17 protein-coding genes and 2 pseudogenes are annotated in these 16,835 nt (G+C 73.5%); 13 read left to right on the top strand and 6 right to left on the bottom strand.

What is annotated here, in order from left to right:
• Positions 1-38: 38 nt before the first annotated feature.
• Complete coding sequence (locus GL259_RS05435) at positions 39-398, bottom strand: hypothetical protein (protein ID WP_159529684.1); 360 nt, start codon at positions 396-398, stop codon at positions 39-41.
• Positions 399-601: 203 nt separating this feature from the next.
• Entirely contained in the window at positions 602-1,042 is a 441-nt protein-coding gene (locus GL259_RS05430) for an SPW repeat protein (RefSeq protein WP_159529682.1), read from the bottom strand.
• A 340-nt stretch (positions 1,043-1,382) separates the two neighbouring features.
• Between GL259_RS05430 and GL259_RS05425 the strand changes: the two genes are divergently transcribed.
• From GL259_RS05425 to GL259_RS38565, 3 genes and pseudogenes are all read left to right on the top strand, one after another.
• Positions 1,383-1,892, top strand: coding sequence for a MarR family transcriptional regulator (locus tag GL259_RS05425; RefSeq protein WP_159529680.1), 510 nt, complete (start codon positions 1,383-1,385; stop codon positions 1,890-1,892).
• Positions 1,893-2,146: 254 nt separating this feature from the next.
• A pseudogene (locus tag GL259_RS05420) lies at positions 2,147-2,428 on the top strand (MMPL family transporter); the annotation flags it as partial.
• A 146-nt stretch (positions 2,429-2,574) separates the two neighbouring features.
• Complete coding sequence (locus GL259_RS38565; protein WP_159529678.1) at positions 2,575-2,754, top strand: hypothetical protein; 180 nt, start codon at positions 2,575-2,577, stop codon at positions 2,752-2,754.
• Here GL259_RS38565 and GL259_RS05410 read toward each other — a convergent pair.
• On the bottom strand, positions 2,696-3,658 hold the full coding sequence (locus GL259_RS05410) for a LysR family transcriptional regulator (RefSeq protein WP_208026439.1): 963 nt from the start codon (positions 3,656-3,658) through the stop codon (positions 2,696-2,698). The two genes, GL259_RS38565 and GL259_RS05410, sit on opposite strands and share 59 nt — an antisense overlap.
• Positions 3,659-4,033: 375 nt before the next feature.
• On the opposite strand from GL259_RS05410, the gene sfnG reads away from it, so the two are divergent.
• The 9 genes from sfnG to GL259_RS05360 all read left to right on the top strand — a co-directional run bounded on the left by sfnG (position 4,034) and on the right by GL259_RS05360 (position 13,797).
• Complete coding sequence (gene sfnG, locus GL259_RS05400) at positions 4,034-5,152, top strand: dimethylsulfone monooxygenase SfnG (protein WP_159529674.1); 1,119 nt, start codon at positions 4,034-4,036, stop codon at positions 5,150-5,152.
• A 61-nt stretch (positions 5,153-5,213) separates the two neighbouring features.
• On the top strand, positions 5,214-6,431 hold the full coding sequence (locus GL259_RS05395; protein ID WP_159529672.1) for an acyl-CoA dehydrogenase family protein: 1,218 nt from the start codon (positions 5,214-5,216) through the stop codon (positions 6,429-6,431).
• Positions 6,432-6,567: 136 nt separating this feature from the next.
• Positions 6,568-7,122 carry an NADPH-dependent FMN reductase gene (gene ssuE / locus GL259_RS05390; RefSeq protein ID WP_159529670.1) on the top strand — a complete coding sequence of 185 codons (555 nt, stop codon included), beginning with the start codon at positions 6,568-6,570 and terminating at the stop codon, positions 7,120-7,122.
• Positions 7,123-7,127: 5 nt separating this feature from the next.
• Complete coding sequence (locus GL259_RS05385) at positions 7,128-8,312, top strand: SfnB family sulfur acquisition oxidoreductase (protein ID WP_159529668.1); 1,185 nt, start codon at positions 7,128-7,130, stop codon at positions 8,310-8,312.
• Between the two features lie 37 nt (positions 8,313-8,349).
• On the top strand, positions 8,350-9,495 hold the full coding sequence (locus tag GL259_RS05380; RefSeq protein ID WP_159529666.1) for an LLM class flavin-dependent oxidoreductase: 1,146 nt from the start codon (positions 8,350-8,352) through the stop codon (positions 9,493-9,495).
• Between the two features lie 204 nt (positions 9,496-9,699).
• Positions 9,700-10,590 carry a glycoside hydrolase family 19 protein gene (locus GL259_RS05375; RefSeq protein ID WP_159529664.1) on the top strand — a complete coding sequence of 297 codons (891 nt, stop codon included), beginning with the start codon at positions 9,700-9,702 and terminating at the stop codon, positions 10,588-10,590.
• A gap of 104 nt (positions 10,591-10,694) precedes the next feature.
• Positions 10,695-12,074 carry a PI-PLC domain-containing protein gene (locus GL259_RS05370; RefSeq protein ID WP_159529662.1) on the top strand — a complete coding sequence of 460 codons (1,380 nt, stop codon included), beginning with the start codon at positions 10,695-10,697 and terminating at the stop codon, positions 12,072-12,074.
• Between the two features lie 205 nt (positions 12,075-12,279).
• On the top strand, positions 12,280-12,672 hold the full coding sequence (locus GL259_RS05365) for a VOC family protein (RefSeq protein ID WP_159529660.1): 393 nt from the start codon (positions 12,280-12,282) through the stop codon (positions 12,670-12,672).
• A gap of 45 nt (positions 12,673-12,717) precedes the next feature.
• Entirely contained in the window at positions 12,718-13,797 is a 1,080-nt protein-coding gene (locus tag GL259_RS05360; protein WP_159529658.1) for an adenosine deaminase, read from the top strand.
• On the opposite strand, the gene GL259_RS05355 is transcribed toward GL259_RS05360, so the two are convergent.
• Positions 13,779-14,294 carry a DinB family protein gene (locus tag GL259_RS05355; protein WP_159529656.1) on the bottom strand — a complete coding sequence of 172 codons (516 nt, stop codon included), beginning with the start codon at positions 14,292-14,294 and terminating at the stop codon, positions 13,779-13,781. The two genes, GL259_RS05360 and GL259_RS05355, sit on opposite strands and share 19 nt — an antisense overlap.
• A gap of 27 nt (positions 14,295-14,321) precedes the next feature.
• Positions 14,322-15,206, bottom strand: coding sequence for a LysR substrate-binding domain-containing protein (locus tag GL259_RS05350; protein WP_159529654.1), 885 nt, complete (start codon positions 15,204-15,206; stop codon positions 14,322-14,324).
• 127 nt (positions 15,207-15,333) lie between these two features.
• Here GL259_RS05350 and mgrA point away from each other — a divergent pair, with 127 nt between their 5' ends.
• Positions 15,334-16,326, top strand: coding sequence for an L-glyceraldehyde 3-phosphate reductase (gene mgrA, locus GL259_RS05345; RefSeq protein WP_159538409.1), 993 nt, complete (start codon positions 15,334-15,336; stop codon positions 16,324-16,326).
• A gap of 38 nt (positions 16,327-16,364) precedes the next feature.
• Here the strand turns inward: mgrA and GL259_RS38560 are convergent.
• A pseudogene (locus tag GL259_RS38560) lies at positions 16,365-16,550 on the bottom strand (hypothetical protein); the annotation flags it as partial.
• Between the last annotated feature and the right edge of the window lie 285 nt (positions 16,551-16,835).

Genomic DNA, 16,835 nt, shown 5'->3' with positions numbered 1-16,835 from the left:
TCGCGGCCGTCCGGACGAAGGAACGGCTCGTCCTCACGTCACCCGGCCTGGAGGGCGTCGCGCTGCGCTTCGGCCTGTTCCGCGGTCCCGGCGGCACCGGCGGCCTGCTCCCCCTGCTGCGCGGGCGGCGGTTGCCCGTCCGTTCCCCGCGACCGCGGCCGGGTCCTGCCGTGGGCCGGAGTCGGCGACGCCGCCCGCGCGGTGGTCGCGGCCGTGGAGCGCGGGCGCCCGGGGCGGGCGTACGACGTCGCCGACTCCACCCCGCTCGGCTTCCGTGCCCACCTCCGGTGCGCGGCCGAGGCGTTCGGGCTGCCGCGGCCGATGGCCGTGCCGCTGTGGACGATGCGGCCGATGCCGTACGCGCACGACGTGATGTCCACGGCGCTGCGGGTGTCCACGGCGAAGGCGGAAACGGGAGCCGGGCTGGACCCCGGTCCGCCCGGAAGCCCGGGACGGCCTCGCCGTGGTGCGCGCGGGGACGCGGTGAGGACGGTCCCGCGTGCCCCCAGGGGCCGCGCGGCCGTCCCGGTCCGGACCGGGACGGGAGGACGCCGGTCCGCGGCGGGCGCGGACCGGCGTTCGGCTCTCCTTCCGGCCGTGCCTACGGCCTGGTGGCGCTCCTGGCCGCCGTGGCGGCGCAGACCGTGCCCAGGGCCAGGGTGAGGGCACCGATGACGATGTTGTTCCAGATCACGCCGGCGTCGGGGCCGTCGCCGACGATCCACGGCGAGACGATCATCCACACGCCCAGGGCGCACATGGCCCCGCTGAGGCCGTACATGCGCGCCGGGGCCGCGGTGAATCCCAGGGCGAGCACGCCGATCGCGATGCCCACGATCAGGTTGTGGGTCGCGAGCGCGGGCTGGCTCGTCGTGTAGTGGAGTATCCACGGGGACACCGCACAGTACAGACCGAGCAGGAACACCGGTCCGTCCACGAGGACCACATCACGACCGCCGAGCACACGGTCGTACCGTGCCCGCATCTCGGATGCGTCGGGATGGCTCGTGATGTCACCGCGAGGGTGCGAGACGTTGGCCATGGTCGTCTCCTTCGACTAGCAGGCCTGACCGCTTCTGGTGCGGTATGCGGTAAGAGCCGTTTATCCTTATTCTGCTCTTATTTTTCCCTTATGTGTAGGGTCCGCCCCGGTCCGGTGCCGGCGTGATGTGCTCGTCGGCGGGGCGCAGTTGGCCGTCGGCCTCCGCCCCCGCCCGGCTCCGGGCCGGTGAAGGACCGCACCGCCGTCCGGTTCCGGACCGGACGGCGCCTTTCCCGCGGGGCGGCCGGAGGGGCTTCCCGGTGCCCGCGTCCGGCGGACGGGAGCACGCCTGCGCCCCGGGCGGAACCGGACGCGCCCGGGACTTCTATAGGGTGACGGTGTGGCCAGAGCAGACGACGCGGAGCGGCGGACGGCGGGGTGCGACGCACCCCGGGAACCGGAGGCGGCCGACCTCCATGCCTTCGCCGTCCAGTTGCGCCGGATGAACGGCGAGATCAACCGCATGGTCCACGGCTTCGCGGGCCGCAACGGGCTGCACGCCACCGACGTCCAGGCGCTCGCGGCGATCCTGGACGCGGACGAGCCGATGACCCCGGGCCGGCTCAGGGAGCACCTCGGGCTCACCTCCGGGGCCGTGACCGCGTGCGTGGACCGGCTGGAGCGCGCGGGACACGTCACCCGGGTCCGGGAGAGCGCCGACCGCAGGGTGGTCCACCTGTACTACGCCGCCGACGCCAAGGCGGCGGCCCGGACGTACTTCCGTCCGCTCGCGCAGGCCGCGGGCTCGGCGCTCTCCCGCTTCGACGACTCCGAACTCGCCGTCGCTCTGCGGTTCCTCACCGCGCTGAACGAGGAACTCGCCCTCCGCGGGGCCTCCGGGCAGCACTGACCCTCCCGGGCCGGCCGCATGAGCGGAGCCGGTGTGGTCCACGGCCGTGCCCGCAATACAGCTCAATAATTGAGATTGTTTTTCGTCGAGATGATTCCCGCCGCACCCGGAGAGCGATGGCCGCCTCGGCCCGACGGGCCCGCCGGCTCGTCCCCGTCCTGCTGCTCGTCGTCTGGCTCGGCATCGGCGGTGCCGCGGACCGGCGACCCGGACGGCCCGGTGGAGGACCGGCGGCCCGCGGCCACCCGCGCGCTATGTCCCGGGTCAGGGAGGAGTCGCTGCGGCACGGGGCCCGCCGGGGCGTGCTGCGCGGACCGGTCGGCACCGGCGGGGCGATCACCTCGGCCGGAGTGGTGCCGGCCGCGGCCTTCGCGGCGCTCGGGGTGGTCCCGCCGGCCTTCCTGGCGCAGATCGCCCTCATCGTCGCCTTCGGCGTCCTCCTGGACGCGCTGGTCGTGCGCGCCCTGCTGGTGCCCGCCCTCGCCCTGGACCTCGGACCGGTCGCCTGGTGGCCGGGCCGGCTCGCCCGGGGACGCGGGGACGTGCGGGAGCGACCCTTCTCGGAGCGGGGCGGGATCCGCTCACATGTCCGTTCCGATCCCGGGCATCCGGAACGTACGGAAAACCGCAGGAGAAGAAGACGGCTCGCGAAGCCACAGCCCGACAGGAGGTGTCCGCCCCCATGACTGCCGTGACGGGAGCGAAGGTGTTGGAGCGTTTCCCCGCGGGATCCCCGCGCGGGTCCTGGCCGGCGGAGGAGTGCGCGGCCCGGCACCGCGCCGAGGGCGAACCCGCGACGGTCGTCATGGACCTGGAGTCGGACGCGTTCCTCGTGGTGGTCCCGTCCCCGGAAGACGGCTGACCGCACCGCCCAGCCCCCGGGCCCGCCGCACGAACGCCTCGTGCAGGGCCCGGGCGGCCAGCGGCACGGACGCGGACCTGCGCCGGCGCAGCGCCAGCAGCACCCGGGACCGGTCGCCTGCGATGGGCCGGCACACGAGCGCGCCCTGCCGCTCCAGCGGGTCCCCGACGACGCTGAACTCCGGGAGCACCGTCACCCCGAGCCCCTCGGCGACCATCAGCTTGCCCATCTCGGCGCCGTCGGTGGAGTACGCGAACGCCGGGAGGCGGCCGTCCAGGAGCCGGTGCACGTAACGGTGCATCACGTAGCCCGAGCGCATCGCGATCAGCGGCTCGGTGAGCAGGTCGTCCGCCGACACCTCCGCCCGGGCGGCGAGCGGGCTGTCCGGGCGCAGGCACACGACCGGCCGGCCGCGCAGCAGTTCGGTGGACTCGAACTCGGCCGGCATGTCGTCACCCTCCAGGTGGTTCACCAGCCCCAGGTCGAGCCCCCCTTCCAGCAGCCCCCGGTGGATGTCCGCCTGCTGCGCCCCCACCACCTCGACCTGGGTCAGCGGATGCGCGGCGCGGAACTCCCGCACGACGGGCACCAGCAGCGGCACGGTCGCCGCGTTCACCGTGCCGACGCGCACCATGCGGCGGACGCGGTGCTGCTCCCCGGCGGCGGCCCGCAGCCGGTCCACCGCGTCCAGGACGTCCACGATGCGCGGCAGCAGCTCCCGGCCCGCCGCGCTCATCGTCGCCCCGGAGCGCCTGCGTTCCAGCAGGTCGACCCCCAGCTCACGCTCCAGGTTCCGCACGGTCTCGCTCAACGCGGGCTGGGAGAGCCGCAGTTCCTCGGCCGCCCGGCGCAGCGAACCCAGCCGTGTGACGGCCGCGATGTATTCCAGTTGTTCAGTCCGCACGGCAGCAGAATGCGCGCGCCCGGACGGCCCGTTCAAGGGTTTCCCTGTCACGCCTTCGTGAAATTCGGTGGTCCGCGATACGAGACCGGTCGGGTTTTCCTTGACGGCCCCGATCGGCGGCTGCCACGATCGTCGGCATGACGATGCGACTGGACCTCACGCGGCGACGCCACGTCGACCTCGCGCGTGTTTCCAGTGCCTCCTGTCGCACCGCGGCCTGATCGTCCCGATCCGCCGCCCGTTCCCTCCGCCGCGCCCGCCGGCCCGCCGGCGGTGCGCCGCCCGCCTTCCCCGTACCTGAATTCCACGCCTTTCGGCGCCTCGTGAATTCGGCGTGCCCGAAATTCCCCCCGCATTCCGCAACAGGAGTTCCGCATGCCCGCAGACCCCTTGAAATTCGCCTACTGGGTGCCCAATGTCAGCGGCGGCCTGGTCACCAGCACGATCGAGCAGCGCACCGACTGGGGGTACGAGTACAACCGGGAACTCGCCGTCCTCGCCGAGGACAACGGTTTCGACTACGCCCTCACCCAGGTCCGCTACATGGCCAGTTACGGCGCCGAGTACCAGCACGAGTCGACCTCCTTCAGCCTCGCCCTGCTGCTCGCCACCCGGCGCCTGAAGGTCATCGCCGCCGTCCATCCCGGTCTGTGGCACCCCGGCGTCCTCGCCAAGCTGGGCGCCACCGCGGACCACCTGTCGCACGGCCGTTTCGCGGTCAACGTCGTCAGCGGCTGGTTCAAGGACGAGTTCACCGCCCTCGGGGAACCCTGGCTGGAGCACGACGAACGGTACCGGCGCTCCGAGGAGTTCATCCGCGCCCTGCGCTCGGTCTGGACCGAGGACCATGCCGAACTCGCCGGTGACTTCTACCGGTTGCGCGACTTCTCGCTCAAGCCCAAGCCGCTGAGCACCCCCGGGCGCCCGCACCCGGAGATCTTCCAGGGCGGCAACTCCACCGCCGCCCGCGCCATGGCCGGCCGGGTCTCCGACTGGTACTTCTCCAACGGCCGGGACTTCGACGGGGTCGCCGAGCAGATCGCCGACGTCCACCACTCCGCCTCCCTGGCCGGGAGGAGGCCCCCGAGGTTCGGCCTCAACGGCTTCCTCATCGCCCGGGACACCGAGGCCGAGGCCCGCGAGACCCTCCGGGAGATCGTCGCCAAGGCCGACACCGAGGCCGTCGAGGGCTTCGGCGCCGCCGTCCGGCAGGCGGGGAGGTCCACCGCCGACGGCAAGGGCATGTGGCAGGACTCCGCCTTCGCGGACCTGGTCCAGTACAACGACGGCTTCCGCACCGGACTGATCGGCACCCCGGAGCAGATCGCCGAGCGGATCGTCGCGTACAAGCGGCTCGGCGTCGACCTCTTCCTCCTCGGCTTCCTGCACTACCACGAGGAGGTCGAGTACTTCGGCCGCCGCGTCCTGCCCCTGGTGCGCGAACTGGAGGCCGCCGACCGCACGGAGCCCGCCTCCGTCCCCGCGCACGCCTGACCGCCCCCTCGGAATCCGCGCACGCGCGCACCGGAGAACAAGAAGAGAGGCCGACACCCGCATGAGCACCGTCACCCCCACCGACTGGCACCTCCGCCCCGCCCCGCGCACCGCCGAGGACTGGATCGCCCGCGCCGCCGCGGTCGCCGCCGTCCTCGCCACCGACGCCGCCGCCCGCGACCGTGCCGGAGCCACCCCGCACGCCGAGGTCCGGCTGCTGAAGGACTCCGGCCTGGTCACCCTGCTGGGCCCCGCCGAGCACGGCGGAGGAGGCCAGAACTGGATCACCGCCTACCACGTCGTCCGGGAGATCGCGAAGGCCGACGGCTCCATCGGCCAGCTCCTCGGCTACCACTACCTGTGGAACTGGGCCGCCCGCCTGGTCGGCACGCGCGAGCAGTGGGAGCACATCGAGGCCGAGGCCGCCCGTAACCACTGGTTCTTCGGCGGCGCCGTCAACCCGCGGGACAAGGACGTCGTCGTCACCGAGGACGGCGACGACCTGGTCTTCACCGGCCGCAAGTCCTTCTCCACCGGCAGCAGGGTCTCCGACGTCACCGTCCTGGAGGGTGTCCTGGAGGGCACGGACCGGCACGTCTTCGCCGTCGTGCCCTCCGGCAGCGAGGGCCTGACCTTCCACGACGACTGGGACAACATCGGCCAGCGCCTCACCGAGAGCGGCAGCGTCACCCTCGACGGCGTCCGCACCCCCTGGTCCTCCGCGGCCGGATACGTCGACAGGGAGTTCCGGCCGCGCGTCTACAACACCCTCAACGTCCCCACCATCCAGCTGGTCTTCGTCAACTTCTACCTCGGCATCGCGGCCGGCGCGCTGGAGACGGCGGCCACGTACACCCGCACCAGGGCGCGGTCCTGGCTGCACGGCGGCCACGACCGCGCGGTCGACGAGCCCCACGTCATCGACACCTACGGCGACCTCACGGCGAAGCTCTGGGCTGTCGAGGCGCTCGCCGACGCCGTCGCCGCCGAGGGACAGCGGCTGCACGACGACCCCGACGCGGTCACCGAGCAGGCGCGCGGCGACTTCGAGGTGCGGGTGGCCGCCGTCAAGGCCCGCGCCACGGACGTCGCCCTGGAGGTCACGAACCGGATCTTCGAGGTCACCGGCGCCCGCTCCACCACGACCGCCGAGGGCCTGGACCGGTTCTGGCGCAACGTCCGCACCCACACGCTGCACGATCCGGTCGCCTACAAGCGCCGCGAGGTCGGCCGCTGGGTCCTGGAGGGCGAGCTGCCCGAACCCACCTGGTACTCCTGACCGCCCCGGGGCGTCCGGCCGGCCCGGGCGCCCCGCCCCCTGTCTCCGCCCTCCGCCGCCCGGACGCCCCGAAGCCCCGAAGCCCCGACGTCCCGCGGCCCCGCACACCCCCCCCGAGAACCCGGAAAGAGATCCCATGGCCATCGTCCTGTCCGTCTCCGGCAGCCCCTCCGCCGCCTCCCGCACCAACCGTCTGCTCCGCCACCTGGACCGGCGGCTGACCGAGCAGGGCCACGAGGTGATCCCGCTCGACGTGCGCACCCTGCCCGCCGAGGCGCTGCTCGGCGCCGACTTCGGGCACCCGGCCGTCGTCGAGGCCGGCGAGCTCTTCGCCCGCGCCGACGGCGTCGTCGTCGGCACCCCCGTCTACAAGGCGTCGTACTCCGGTGTCCTGAAGGCGCTCCTCGACCTGCTGCCGCAGTACGCGCTGACCGGCAAGACGGTGCTGCCGCTGGCCACCGGCGGCACCACCGCCCACGTCCTGGCCATCGACTACGCGCTCCGCCCGGTCCTCAACTCCATGGGCGCGGCCCACGTCGTGCAGGGCTGGTTCACCCTCGACAGGGACATCACCGTGCACGAGGACGGCACGCTGACCGTCGCCCCGGCCGCCGGCGAGGCCCTCGCCCAGGTGGTCGACCAGTTCTCGGCGGCCCTGAACCCCGTCCCGGCGCTGGCCGCCGCGAGCTGACCGCCATGTCCGCACACGTGATCGCCGACGACGCCGAGGCCCTCGCCGTCGCCGCCGCCCTGGCCGAGGAGTTCCGCGCGGGCGCCGGTGCCCGGGACGCCGAGCGCAGACCGCCCCGGGAGGAGGTGGAACGGCTCTCCGCGTCCGGTCTGCTCGCCGTCACCGTCCCCGCCGGGCACGGTGGGGCGGACGTGAGCCGTCAGACCCTCGCGGAGATCTTCCGGTTGCTGGCGGCGGCGGACGCCAGTCTGGCGCAGATCCCGCAGAGCCACTTCGTCTACGCCAACGTGATCGGGCGTCAGGGCACCGACGAGCAGAAGAAGTTCTTCTACGCCGAGCTGCTCGCCGGGAGGCGGCTCGGCAACGCCCAGTCGGAGGCCGGCACCCGGCACGTCCAGGACATCCGCACCCGCCTGGAACCCCGGCCGGACGGCTCGTACGTCCTGAACGGCGTCAAGCACTACGCCACCGGCGCCCTCTACGCCCACTGGATCCCGGTCCTCGCCCGCGCCGGGGACGACAGGCTGCACGTCGCCTGCGTCCCGCGCGACGCCCCCGGCCTCACGGTGGTCGACGACTGGGACGGAATGGGCCAGCGGACCACCGCCAGCGGCACCGTGCGCCTGACGGACGTCCCGGTCCCCGCCGACCGGGTGTTCCCGCACCACCTCACCTTCGAGGGCCCTCAACTGCACGGCGCAGTAGCGCAGTTGCTGCACGCCGCGATCGACGCCGGCATCGCCCGGGGAGCGCTGTCCGAGGCCGCCGCGTTCGTCCGGACGAAGAGCCGCCCCTGGTTCGAGAGCGGCTTCGGGACGGCCGCGGAGGACCCCCTGCTCGTCCAGCGGTTCGGTGAACTCGAGGTGCGCGTCCGCGCGTCGGAGGCGCTGCTGCGGGAGGCCGCCCGCACCGTGGACGAGGCCCGGGCCGGCCTCACCGACGACTCGGCGGCCGGGGCGTCCATCGCGGTGGCCGCCGCGAAGGCCCACGCCGCCGACACCGCCGTGGAGGTCGCGAGCGCCCTCTTCGAGGTCGCCGGCACCCGCTCGGCCCTGGACCCGCTCAACCTGCACCGGTACTGGCGCGACGCCCGCACGCACACCCTGCACGACCCGGTCCGCTGGAAGGTCCAGCACATCGGCAGGTACGTGCTCCGCGGGACCCGGCCGCCCCGCCACGGCCTGCTGTGACGCACGCCCCGAGAACGACCCCGATCGGAGAACCCGCGTGTCCCTGACCTTCCACTGGTTCCTCCCCACCAACGGCGACAGCCGCCATGTCGTCGGCGGCGGCCACGGCACCCCGGCCTCCCCGTCCGGAGGGGACCGGCCGCCGACCGTCGCCTACCTGAGCCAGATCGCCCGCGCCGCCGAGCACCTCGGCTTCGTGGGCGCCCTGACCCCGACCGGCGCCTGGTGCGAGGACGCCTGGCTGACCACCGCGATGGTCTCCCAGGCCAGCGAGCGCCTGAAGTTCCTGGTCGCCTTCCGGCCCGGCCTCGTCTCGCCGACGCTCGCCGCGCAGATGGCGTCCACCTTCCAGCGCCAGACCGGCGGGCGGCTCCTGCTGAACGTCGTCACCGGCGGCGAGAGCCACGAGCAGCGGGCCTACGGGGACTTCCTGGACAAGGACGCCCGCTATCGCCGGACCGGCGAGTTCCTGCGGGTCGTCCGGGAGCTGTGGCAGGGGAGGACCGTCACCCTGGACGGCGAGCACCTGAGCGTGCGGGAGGCGGCGCTGGCCCGTGTGCCCGACCCCGTGCCCGAGGTGTACTTCGGCGGCTCCTCGCCCGTCGCCCTGGACGTGGCCGCCCGGCACGCGGACGTCTACCTCACCTGGGGGGAGCCGCCCGCCCAGGTCGCGGCGAAGACCGCCCGGCTGCGGTCGCTCGCCGCCCGGGAGGGCCGCACCCTGCGGTTCGGCATCCGGCTGCACGTCATCACCCGTGACACCGCCGAGCAGGCCTGGGCGGAGGCGAACCGGCTGCTCGACGGCTTCGACCCGGAGACCGTGCGCACCGTGCAGGCCGGACTCGCCCGCAGCGAGTCCGAGGGCCAGCGGCGCATGCTCGCCCTGCACGGCGGCAGCCGGGACGGGCTGGAGGTCCACCCCAACCTCTGGGCCGGCATCGGCCTGGTGCGCGGCGGCGCGGGCACCGCCTTGGTCGGCAGCCACGACGAGGTCGCCGAACGGATCCGCGAGTACCACGCGCTGGGCATCGAGGAGTTCGTCCTCTCCGGCTACCCGCACCTGGAGGAGGCGTACTGGTTCGGCGAGGGGGTGCTCCCGCGTCTCGCCGCACAGGGGCTGTGGCGGCATCCGGCGGGCGTGAGGGAGGCGGTCCCCGCGGGGCAGGTGCCGTTCGCGAGCTGAGGGCCCCGGCGGGCGGTCCGGCGGACAATCCGGGATGACTGGTCTACACCCTTGACTGGTACAGACCAAAGCGGTTGAGTGTGCTCCACACCCCCCACCACGGCCGCCCCCACGCCGTGACCGGCCCCGCCGGCACGTGCGGCCGGGCTGCGCTCGGGCCTGCCCCGCCCGGGAGCGGCCGTGTCGCGCAAAGGAGTTGACCCCTTGTCGAGACGCCGCATCTCCGCCGTGCTGACCGCCGCCGTCCTGGCCGCCGGCGCACCGGTCCTGCTTCCCGCCACCCCCGCTTCCGCCGCCGCGTGCTCCAGCTATCCGAACTGGGTGGCCGGGAAGTCGTACAACGCCGGTGACATCGTGCGCTACACCGACGGCCGGGCGTACATCGCCGAGCACGCCAACCCGGGCTACGACCCGACGATCAGCACCTGGTACTGGGAGCCGTACGCCTGTGACAACGGCCCCGGCACGCCGGTCGGGAACTTCGTGGTGACCGAGGCGCAGTTCAACCAGATGTTCCCGAACCGGAACCCCTTCTACACCTACAGCGGGCTCACGGCCGCCCTGAGCGCCTACCCGGGCTTCGCCAACACCGGCAGCGACACGGTGAAGAAGCAGGAGGCCGCCGCCTTCCTGGCCAACGTCAGCCACGAGACCGGCGGTCTGGTGCACGTGGTCGAGCAGAACACCGCCAACTACCCGCACTACTGCGACTGGGGACAGCCGTACGGCTGTCCGGCCGGGCAGGCCGCCTACTACGGGCGCGGGCCGATCCAGCTGAGCTGGAACTTCAACTACAAGGCGGCGGGCGACGCGCTCGGCATCGACCTGCTGAACAACCCCTGGCTGGTGCAGAACGACGCCGCCGTCGCCTGGAAGACCGCCCTGTGGTACTGGAACACCCAGTCCGGCCCCGGCACCATGACCCCGCACAACGCCATGGTCAACCAGGCCGGCTTCGGCCAGACGATCCGCAGCATCAACGGCTCCCTGGAGTGCGACGGCAGGAACCCGGCCCAGGTGCAGAGCAGGGTGACCAAGTACCAGCAGTTCACCCAGATCCTCGGAACGTCACCCGGCGGCAACCTGTACTGCTGACGGGGGACGGCGGGGCGTGGTGTCATGCACCTGACCACAATCGGGTCACGGTCCGCGCGCGTCCCGCGTGCGCCGGGCCGTCCTTCGGACGAAGGGCATCCGCCATGCGCACCCCCCACGCCCTGCTCGCCGCGACCGTCACGGCCGCCGCGTTCGCCGCGGCGGCCGTGGCGCCGGCACCCGCCGCCGGGGCCGACGCGCTGCCGCCGCCGGGCACCTACTACGTCCAGAGCGCGACCACCGGTCTGAACGCCGCCGACAGCGCCGGAGCCGTCGAGCAGCACAGACCCCGCGGCGACGAGGACCACCAGCAGTGGGACCTCCGGGCCGACGGCGCCGCGCACCTCCTGGAGAACACCGACCGCCCGGGCGGCTGCCTCGGCCGCGACGGCGACCGGGCCCGCACCGTCGCCTGCGCGAACCCGGAGGCGCGCTGGCAGCTCACCCCCGCGGGCGCCGACCGGTTCACGCTCGCCGCCCCCGGCACCGACCGCCGTCTCACCGTCGCCCCGAAACCCGCCGGCGCCAACCACCCCGCGCAACTCGCCGTCGGCACCGGCACGGGCGATCTCGCCACCTGGTACCTCACCCCGGTGAGCCCGCTCACCCGGCCCGTGCCGCCCCGGGACCGGCGCACCCTCGACCAGGTCACCTTCCTCACCGCCCACAACGCCTACGCCAACGGGGCCGACGGCGGCTTCGCCCCGCCCTTCGTCAGCCTCTTCCCCAACCAGACCCGGAGTCTCGAGCGCCAACTCGCCGACGGTGTGCGCGGGTTCATGCTGGACATCCATCAGACCCCGGACGGCGCGATCCTCTGCCACAACAGCTGCACGCTGGTCAGCAGGCCCGTCGCCCTGTGGGTCGACCTCCAGCGGATCGTCGACTTCCTGCGGGCCCACCCCGACCAGTTCGTCACCGTCTTCCTGGAGGACTACGTCGACCCGGGCGTCCTGCGCGCCGAACTCGCCCGCGTCCGAGGGCTGCCGGAGGTGCTCTACCGGCCGGACCGCACCGGCGTCCGGGAGAACGGCTGGCCGGCCATGGCCGACCTGACCGCCGCCGGGCACCGGCTGCTGATCCTCACCGACCACAGCCGAGCCGCCGACCAGGCCGCCGGGCTGACCCGTGACACCTTCGGGGTGATGTACCAGCGCGAGTGGACCGTCGAGAACCACTGGTCCATGGGTCCGGGCGTCGGAGCGTCCGACTGGTCCTGCCACAGCCGCTGGTACGACGCGGGCACCAACATCCCGCTGACCCGCACCGAGCCCGGCTTCCGCCCGCTGTTCGTCATGAACCACTTCCGGGACGCCCCGATCGCCTCCACGGCCGCCACGGACAACTCCAAACTCGCCGACCGCGCCCGCCGCTTCTGCCAGCCGGCCGCCCGCAAGAAGCCCAACTACCTCGCCGTGGACCGCTACGACCTCGGCGACCCGGCGTCCGCCGTCGCCGCCCTCAACACGTACGCGTACCCGTAACGGTTCCGGGCGGCCCCACGGCGCGTGCGCGACCGCCCCGCCCCGGAGCCCGTCCCCTTCCCGGTCCCGCCCCCTGGGCCCCGCCTCCCGGGTCCCGTCCCTCCGGTCCCGCGCCGCCCGGGACGGGACCGGAGGGGCGGGACTGGCGCATTCACGGGTTTTACGTATAACCTCTCCGGTCAATCCCCTCTCCCGGAAGGCCACGATGAGACGCATCGCCCTGGTCGCCCTCGTCGTCGACGACTACGACGAGGCGATCCGTTTCTACACCGGGGCCCTCGGTTTCCGGCTCGCCGAGGACACGCCCCGGCCCGACGGCTCCCGCTGGGTCGTCGTCGAACCGGACGGCGGGCGCACCGGCACGGGGCTGCTGCTCGCCCGCGCCGAGGGGGAGGAGCAGCGCGCCCGGGTCGGTGACCAGACCGGCGGCCGCGTGGGCTTCTTCCTGCACACCGACGACTTCGCCCGCGACCACGCCCGGATGACCGCCGCGGGAGTGGTCTTCCTGGAGGAGCCGCGCCACGAGCCGTACGGCTCGGTCGCCGTCTTCCGGGACCTGTACGGCAACCGCTGGGACCTGCTCCAGCCCGCCGGCTGACCCTCTCCCGCCGCTTCGGACCACCTGCTCGAGGAAAGACGCACCATGAACGCTACGCGCGTAGACGCCGACCTGATCCGCCGCCTCCCCAAGGCGGTCCTGCACGACCACCTCGACGGCGGTCTGCGCCCCGCCACCGTGGTGGAGCTCGCGCGGGAGGTCGGCCACACCCTGCCCACCACCGACCCCGACGAGCTCGCCGCCTGGTACGTCGAGGCCGCGAACTCCGGAGACCTGGTCCGCTACATCGCCACCTTCGAGCACACCCTCGCGGTGATGCAGACCCGCGAGGGCCTGCTGCGCACCGCCGAGGAGTACGTCCTCGACCTCGCCGCGGACGGCGTCGTCTACGGCGAGGTGCGCTACGCCCCCGAGCTGAACACCAGGGGCGGCCTGACGATGAGCGAGGTCGTGGAGACCGTCCAGGAGGGCCTCGCCGCCGGTATGGCCAAGGCGGCCGCCGCCGGGACGCCCGTCCGCGTCGGCACCCTGCTGTGCGGCATGCGGATGTTCGACCGCGTCCGCGAGGCCGCCGACCTGGCCGTGGCCTTCCGGGACGCCGGTGTCGTCGGCTTCGACATCGCCGGCGCCGAGGACGGCTTCCCGCCCGCCGACCACCTCGCCGCCTTCGAGCACCTGCGCCGCGAGAGCGTGCCCTTCACCATCCACGCCGGTGAGGCCCACGGCCTGCCCAGCATCCACCAGGCGCTCCAGGTGTGCGGGGCCCAGCGCATCGGGCACGGTGTGCGCATCACCGACGACATCCCCGACCTCGCGGCCGGCAAGCTCGGCCGGCTGGCCGGGTGGGTGCGGGACCGCAGGATCGCCCTGGAGATGTGCCCCACCTCCAACCTCCAGACCGGCGCCGCGACCTCGATCGCCGAGCACCCCATCACCGCGCTGAAGGACCTCGGCTTCCGCGTCACCCTCAACACCGACAACCGGCTGGTGTCCGGCACGACGATGACGCGTGAGATGTCCCTGCTGGTGGAGCAGGCCGGCTGGACGGTCGAGGACCTGCGCACCGTCACGGTGAACGCAGTGAAGAGCGCGTTCGTCCCGTTCGACGAGCGCAAGGCCCTCATCGAGGACGTCGTGCTGCCCGCCTACGCGTCCGCGCTCTGAAGCAGCCCCCGTACGTAGGCGGCCTGTCCGACGTGCTGCAGATCGTCGGACAGGACGCTGACCAGCCGCACGCCCAGGCTGACCGGCGGATCCCAGCGCTCGTCCACGATCCGCTCCAGGTCCTTGGCGGTCAGCGCGCGCAGCGCGCCCAGGGTCTGCTCGTGCACCGCGTCGTGGTAGCCGGTCAGCAGGCCGCCGGAGTCGACCCGGACCTCGGCGACCTGCGCCGGGCTGTGGCCGTACCCGGTGTCACGGCGGGGCAGACCGAGTCCGAGGCGCTTCTCCCAGCCCTGGGAGAGCCACACCTGGTCGAGGCCGAAGGCGTCCGCCACGTGGTCGTCCTGGACCCGGGTGAGGTGCCAGACCAGCCAGGCGACGGAGTTGGCCCCGGGGCCGGGGCGGGCGTTCAGCCCGTCGGGGCCGAGGCCCTCGACGGCCGCGTGGACTTCTTCGCGGATCCGGCCGAAGCCGTCGATGAGGATGTCCTTGGCATGCATGGGTCCACCCTCGCGCATCCCCGCCCCTCACGCGCCCCCGTCGTCCAGCAGGGCCATCAGCGCCCGCGCCGCCGGGCTGGTGGCCCGCGGGGCCGGCACCAGGGCGACGGTCTCGTAGACCGACTCGCCGGTGTCCTTCAGCGGCAGCGCGGTCAGCGTCTCGCGCTTGTACCGGAAGTGCCGGGGGACGACGGCGACGCCCAGGTTCTCGTCGACCAGGTCGAGCAGGCTGTGCACGTCGTTCACCTCCAGCGCCACCGTGCGGCGCACCCCGGCGGCGGCGAAGGCCGCGTCGGTGGCGCGGCGCGGGCCCCAGTCGGGGTGGAAGTCCACGAAGACCTCCTCGCCCAGGTCCTGCGGGGTCAGCGGCGCCCCGGCCCGCGCGAGCCGGTGGTCGGGGTGGCACAGCACCGTCATCGGCTCGCTGGTGAGCGGCACCGACCGCAGCTGGTCCGGGTCCGCCTCGGTCCGGTAGGCGAAGGCGAGGTCCAGCCGCCCCGCCGCGACCTCCTCGGCCAGCGCGGCCGAGCCCCACTGCCGCAGCCGGATCTCCACGTCCGGGTGGAGCCGCCGGAAAGCGGCGAGCAGCTCCGCCACGTGCACTCCGGCGATGCACTGCTCGGTGCCCAGCGCGAGCGTGCCGCGCAGCACGCCCTGCACCGCGGCCACCGCCTCGTGCGCCGCCCGCACCTGCGCCAGGATCCGCTCGGCCTCGGTGAGCAGCGCCCGCCCGGCCTCGGTGAGCGTCACCCTGCGGGTCGTCCGCACGAACAACGGCGTCTGCAGCTCGCGCTCCAGGGAGCGGATGGACGCGGACAGCCCCGACTGGGAGACCATCAGCCGTTCCGCCGCCCGGGTGAAGTGCTGGTCCTCGGCGACGGCGACGAAGTGCTGGAGGTGGCGCAGTTCCATGATTGAGAAGCGTATCCGCTGAATTCCATCGGATTCTTCTGTTGGACCACTGCCCCCGGGCCGCGACAGAGTGGGGCGGCGGTTCGACGGAACCGCCAAGACGTGTGCCAACCCCTCTGGAGTCGTGTTGTACACCGCACACCCCGACCGTTACGCGGACATGCCCTACCGGCGCACCGGACGCAGCGGCCTGAAGCTCCCCGCGCTCTCGCTCGGCCTGTGGCACAACTTCGGTCCGGACCGCCCGGCCGAAACCCAGCGCGCCATCCTGCGCCGCGCCTTCGACCTCGGCGTCACCCACTTCGACCTCGCCAACAACTACGGACCGCCGCCCGGCGCGGCCGAGTCCGCCCTCGGCGAGGCGCTGCGGACGGACTTCGCGCGCTACCGCGACGAGCTGGTGATCTCCACCAAGGCCGGCTACCTCATGTGGCCCGGCCCGTACGGCGAGTGGGGCTCGCGCAAGTACCTGCTGTCCTCGCTGGACCGGAGCCTGGGCCGCATGGGTCTGGACCACGTCGACATCTTCTACTCGCACCGCTTCGACCCGGAGACTCCCCTGGAGGAGACGATGGGCGCCCTGCACTCGGCGGTCCAGCAGGGCAAGGCGCTCTACGTCGGCGTGTCCAACTACTCCGCGGAGCAGACCCGCGAGGCCGCCCGCATCCTCGGTGAGCTGGGCACCCCGCTGCTGATCAACCAGCCGCGCTACTCGATGCTCGACCGGCGTCCGGAGGACGAGGGCCTGCTGGACACCCTGGACGAACTCCGGATCGGCTCCATCGCCTACTCGCCGCTGGAGCAGGGCCTGCTGACCGCCCGCTACCTCGACGGCATCCCCGAGGACTCCCGGGCCGCGAGCGACAGCCCGTTCCTGGACACCGGCGCCCTCACCGAGGAACTGGTGGGCCGGCTGCGCACGCTGAACGAGATCGCCGCGTCCCGCGGGCAGAGCCTGGCGCAGATGGCGCTGTCCTGGGTGCTGCGCGGCGGCCGCGTGACCTCCGCCCTGGTCGGGGCGAGCAGCCCGCGGCAGCTGGAGGACAGCGTCGCGGCCACCCGCGCCCTCGACTTCGACGCGGAGGAGCTGGCCCGCATCGACGCCGCCGTCAAGCGGTAGCGACGACGCCGGCGGCCGGGACGGGCCGTCCCCGCCCCTCACGGGCGTCCGGGCACGGTGCGGATCCGGTCCTCGGCGCCGAGGACGCCCGCGTCCGGCCCGGCGATCGGCGCCGGCCCGTCCGCCGGGTTCACCCGCTCCCGCGAGAAGCGTGCCGCGGCGTGGTGTCCGCCGGCACGGTGCCCGTCGACGTCGCCCGCGAGCCGGAGGACGAACCCGGGGAACCCCCGCGCACCGCCGCGATCACCGCCGTGACCGCCGGCGTCGGCGAAGGCCGGTCCAGCCGCGGCCCGAGGCCCAGCCGCCGTCCCGGGCCCGGCCCCCGGCGACCGCCCCGGCGCCGTCGGCCGGCCGCCCCCGCCGTACGGCCGCCGGCCGGCGCAGCGTTTCGGCCAACCGCGGCCGTGAATATGCCAAGAGACTGGCCTGAAACCCATGGTGACAGTGGTTCAGCCGTGAACATACTCGACAACGAGAGCGCTTCACACCGCGCGACGGCGCCCTCACGC

Origin of the sequence: Streptomyces sp. Tu 3180, from assembly GCF_009852415.1 — a bacterium.
Lineage (GTDB): Bacteria > Actinomycetota > Actinomycetes > Streptomycetales > Streptomycetaceae > Streptomyces.
Note: the sequence above shows the minus strand (reverse complement) of the source record. Positions and strands in the feature narration are given on the sequence as shown.

Coding starts and splice junctions, on each gene's coding strand:
- GL259_RS05430 (WP_159529682.1), bottom strand. CDS start 1,042: ATGGCCAACGTCTCGCACCCTCGCGGTGACATCACGAGCCATCCCGAC.
- GL259_RS38565 (WP_159529678.1), top strand. CDS start 2,575: ATGACTGCCGTGACGGGAGCGAAGGTGTTGGAGCGTTTCCCCGCGGGA.
- sfnG (WP_159529674.1), top strand. CDS start 4,034: ATGCCCGCAGACCCCTTGAAATTCGCCTACTGGGTGCCCAATGTCAGC.
- GL259_RS05395 (WP_159529672.1), top strand. CDS start 5,214: ATGAGCACCGTCACCCCCACCGACTGGCACCTCCGCCCCGCCCCGCGC.
- ssuE (WP_159529670.1), top strand. CDS start 6,568: ATGGCCATCGTCCTGTCCGTCTCCGGCAGCCCCTCCGCCGCCTCCCGC.
- GL259_RS05385 (WP_159529668.1), top strand. CDS start 7,128: ATGTCCGCACACGTGATCGCCGACGACGCCGAGGCCCTCGCCGTCGCC.
- GL259_RS05370 (WP_159529662.1), top strand. CDS start 10,695: ATGCGCACCCCCCACGCCCTGCTCGCCGCGACCGTCACGGCCGCCGCG.
- GL259_RS05365 (WP_159529660.1), top strand. CDS start 12,280: ATGAGACGCATCGCCCTGGTCGCCCTCGTCGTCGACGACTACGACGAG.
- GL259_RS05360 (WP_159529658.1), top strand. CDS start 12,718: ATGAACGCTACGCGCGTAGACGCCGACCTGATCCGCCGCCTCCCCAAG.
- GL259_RS05355 (WP_159529656.1), bottom strand. CDS start 14,294: ATGCATGCCAAGGACATCCTCATCGACGGCTTCGGCCGGATCCGCGAA.
- GL259_RS05350 (WP_159529654.1), bottom strand. CDS start 15,206: ATGGAACTGCGCCACCTCCAGCACTTCGTCGCCGTCGCCGAGGACCAG.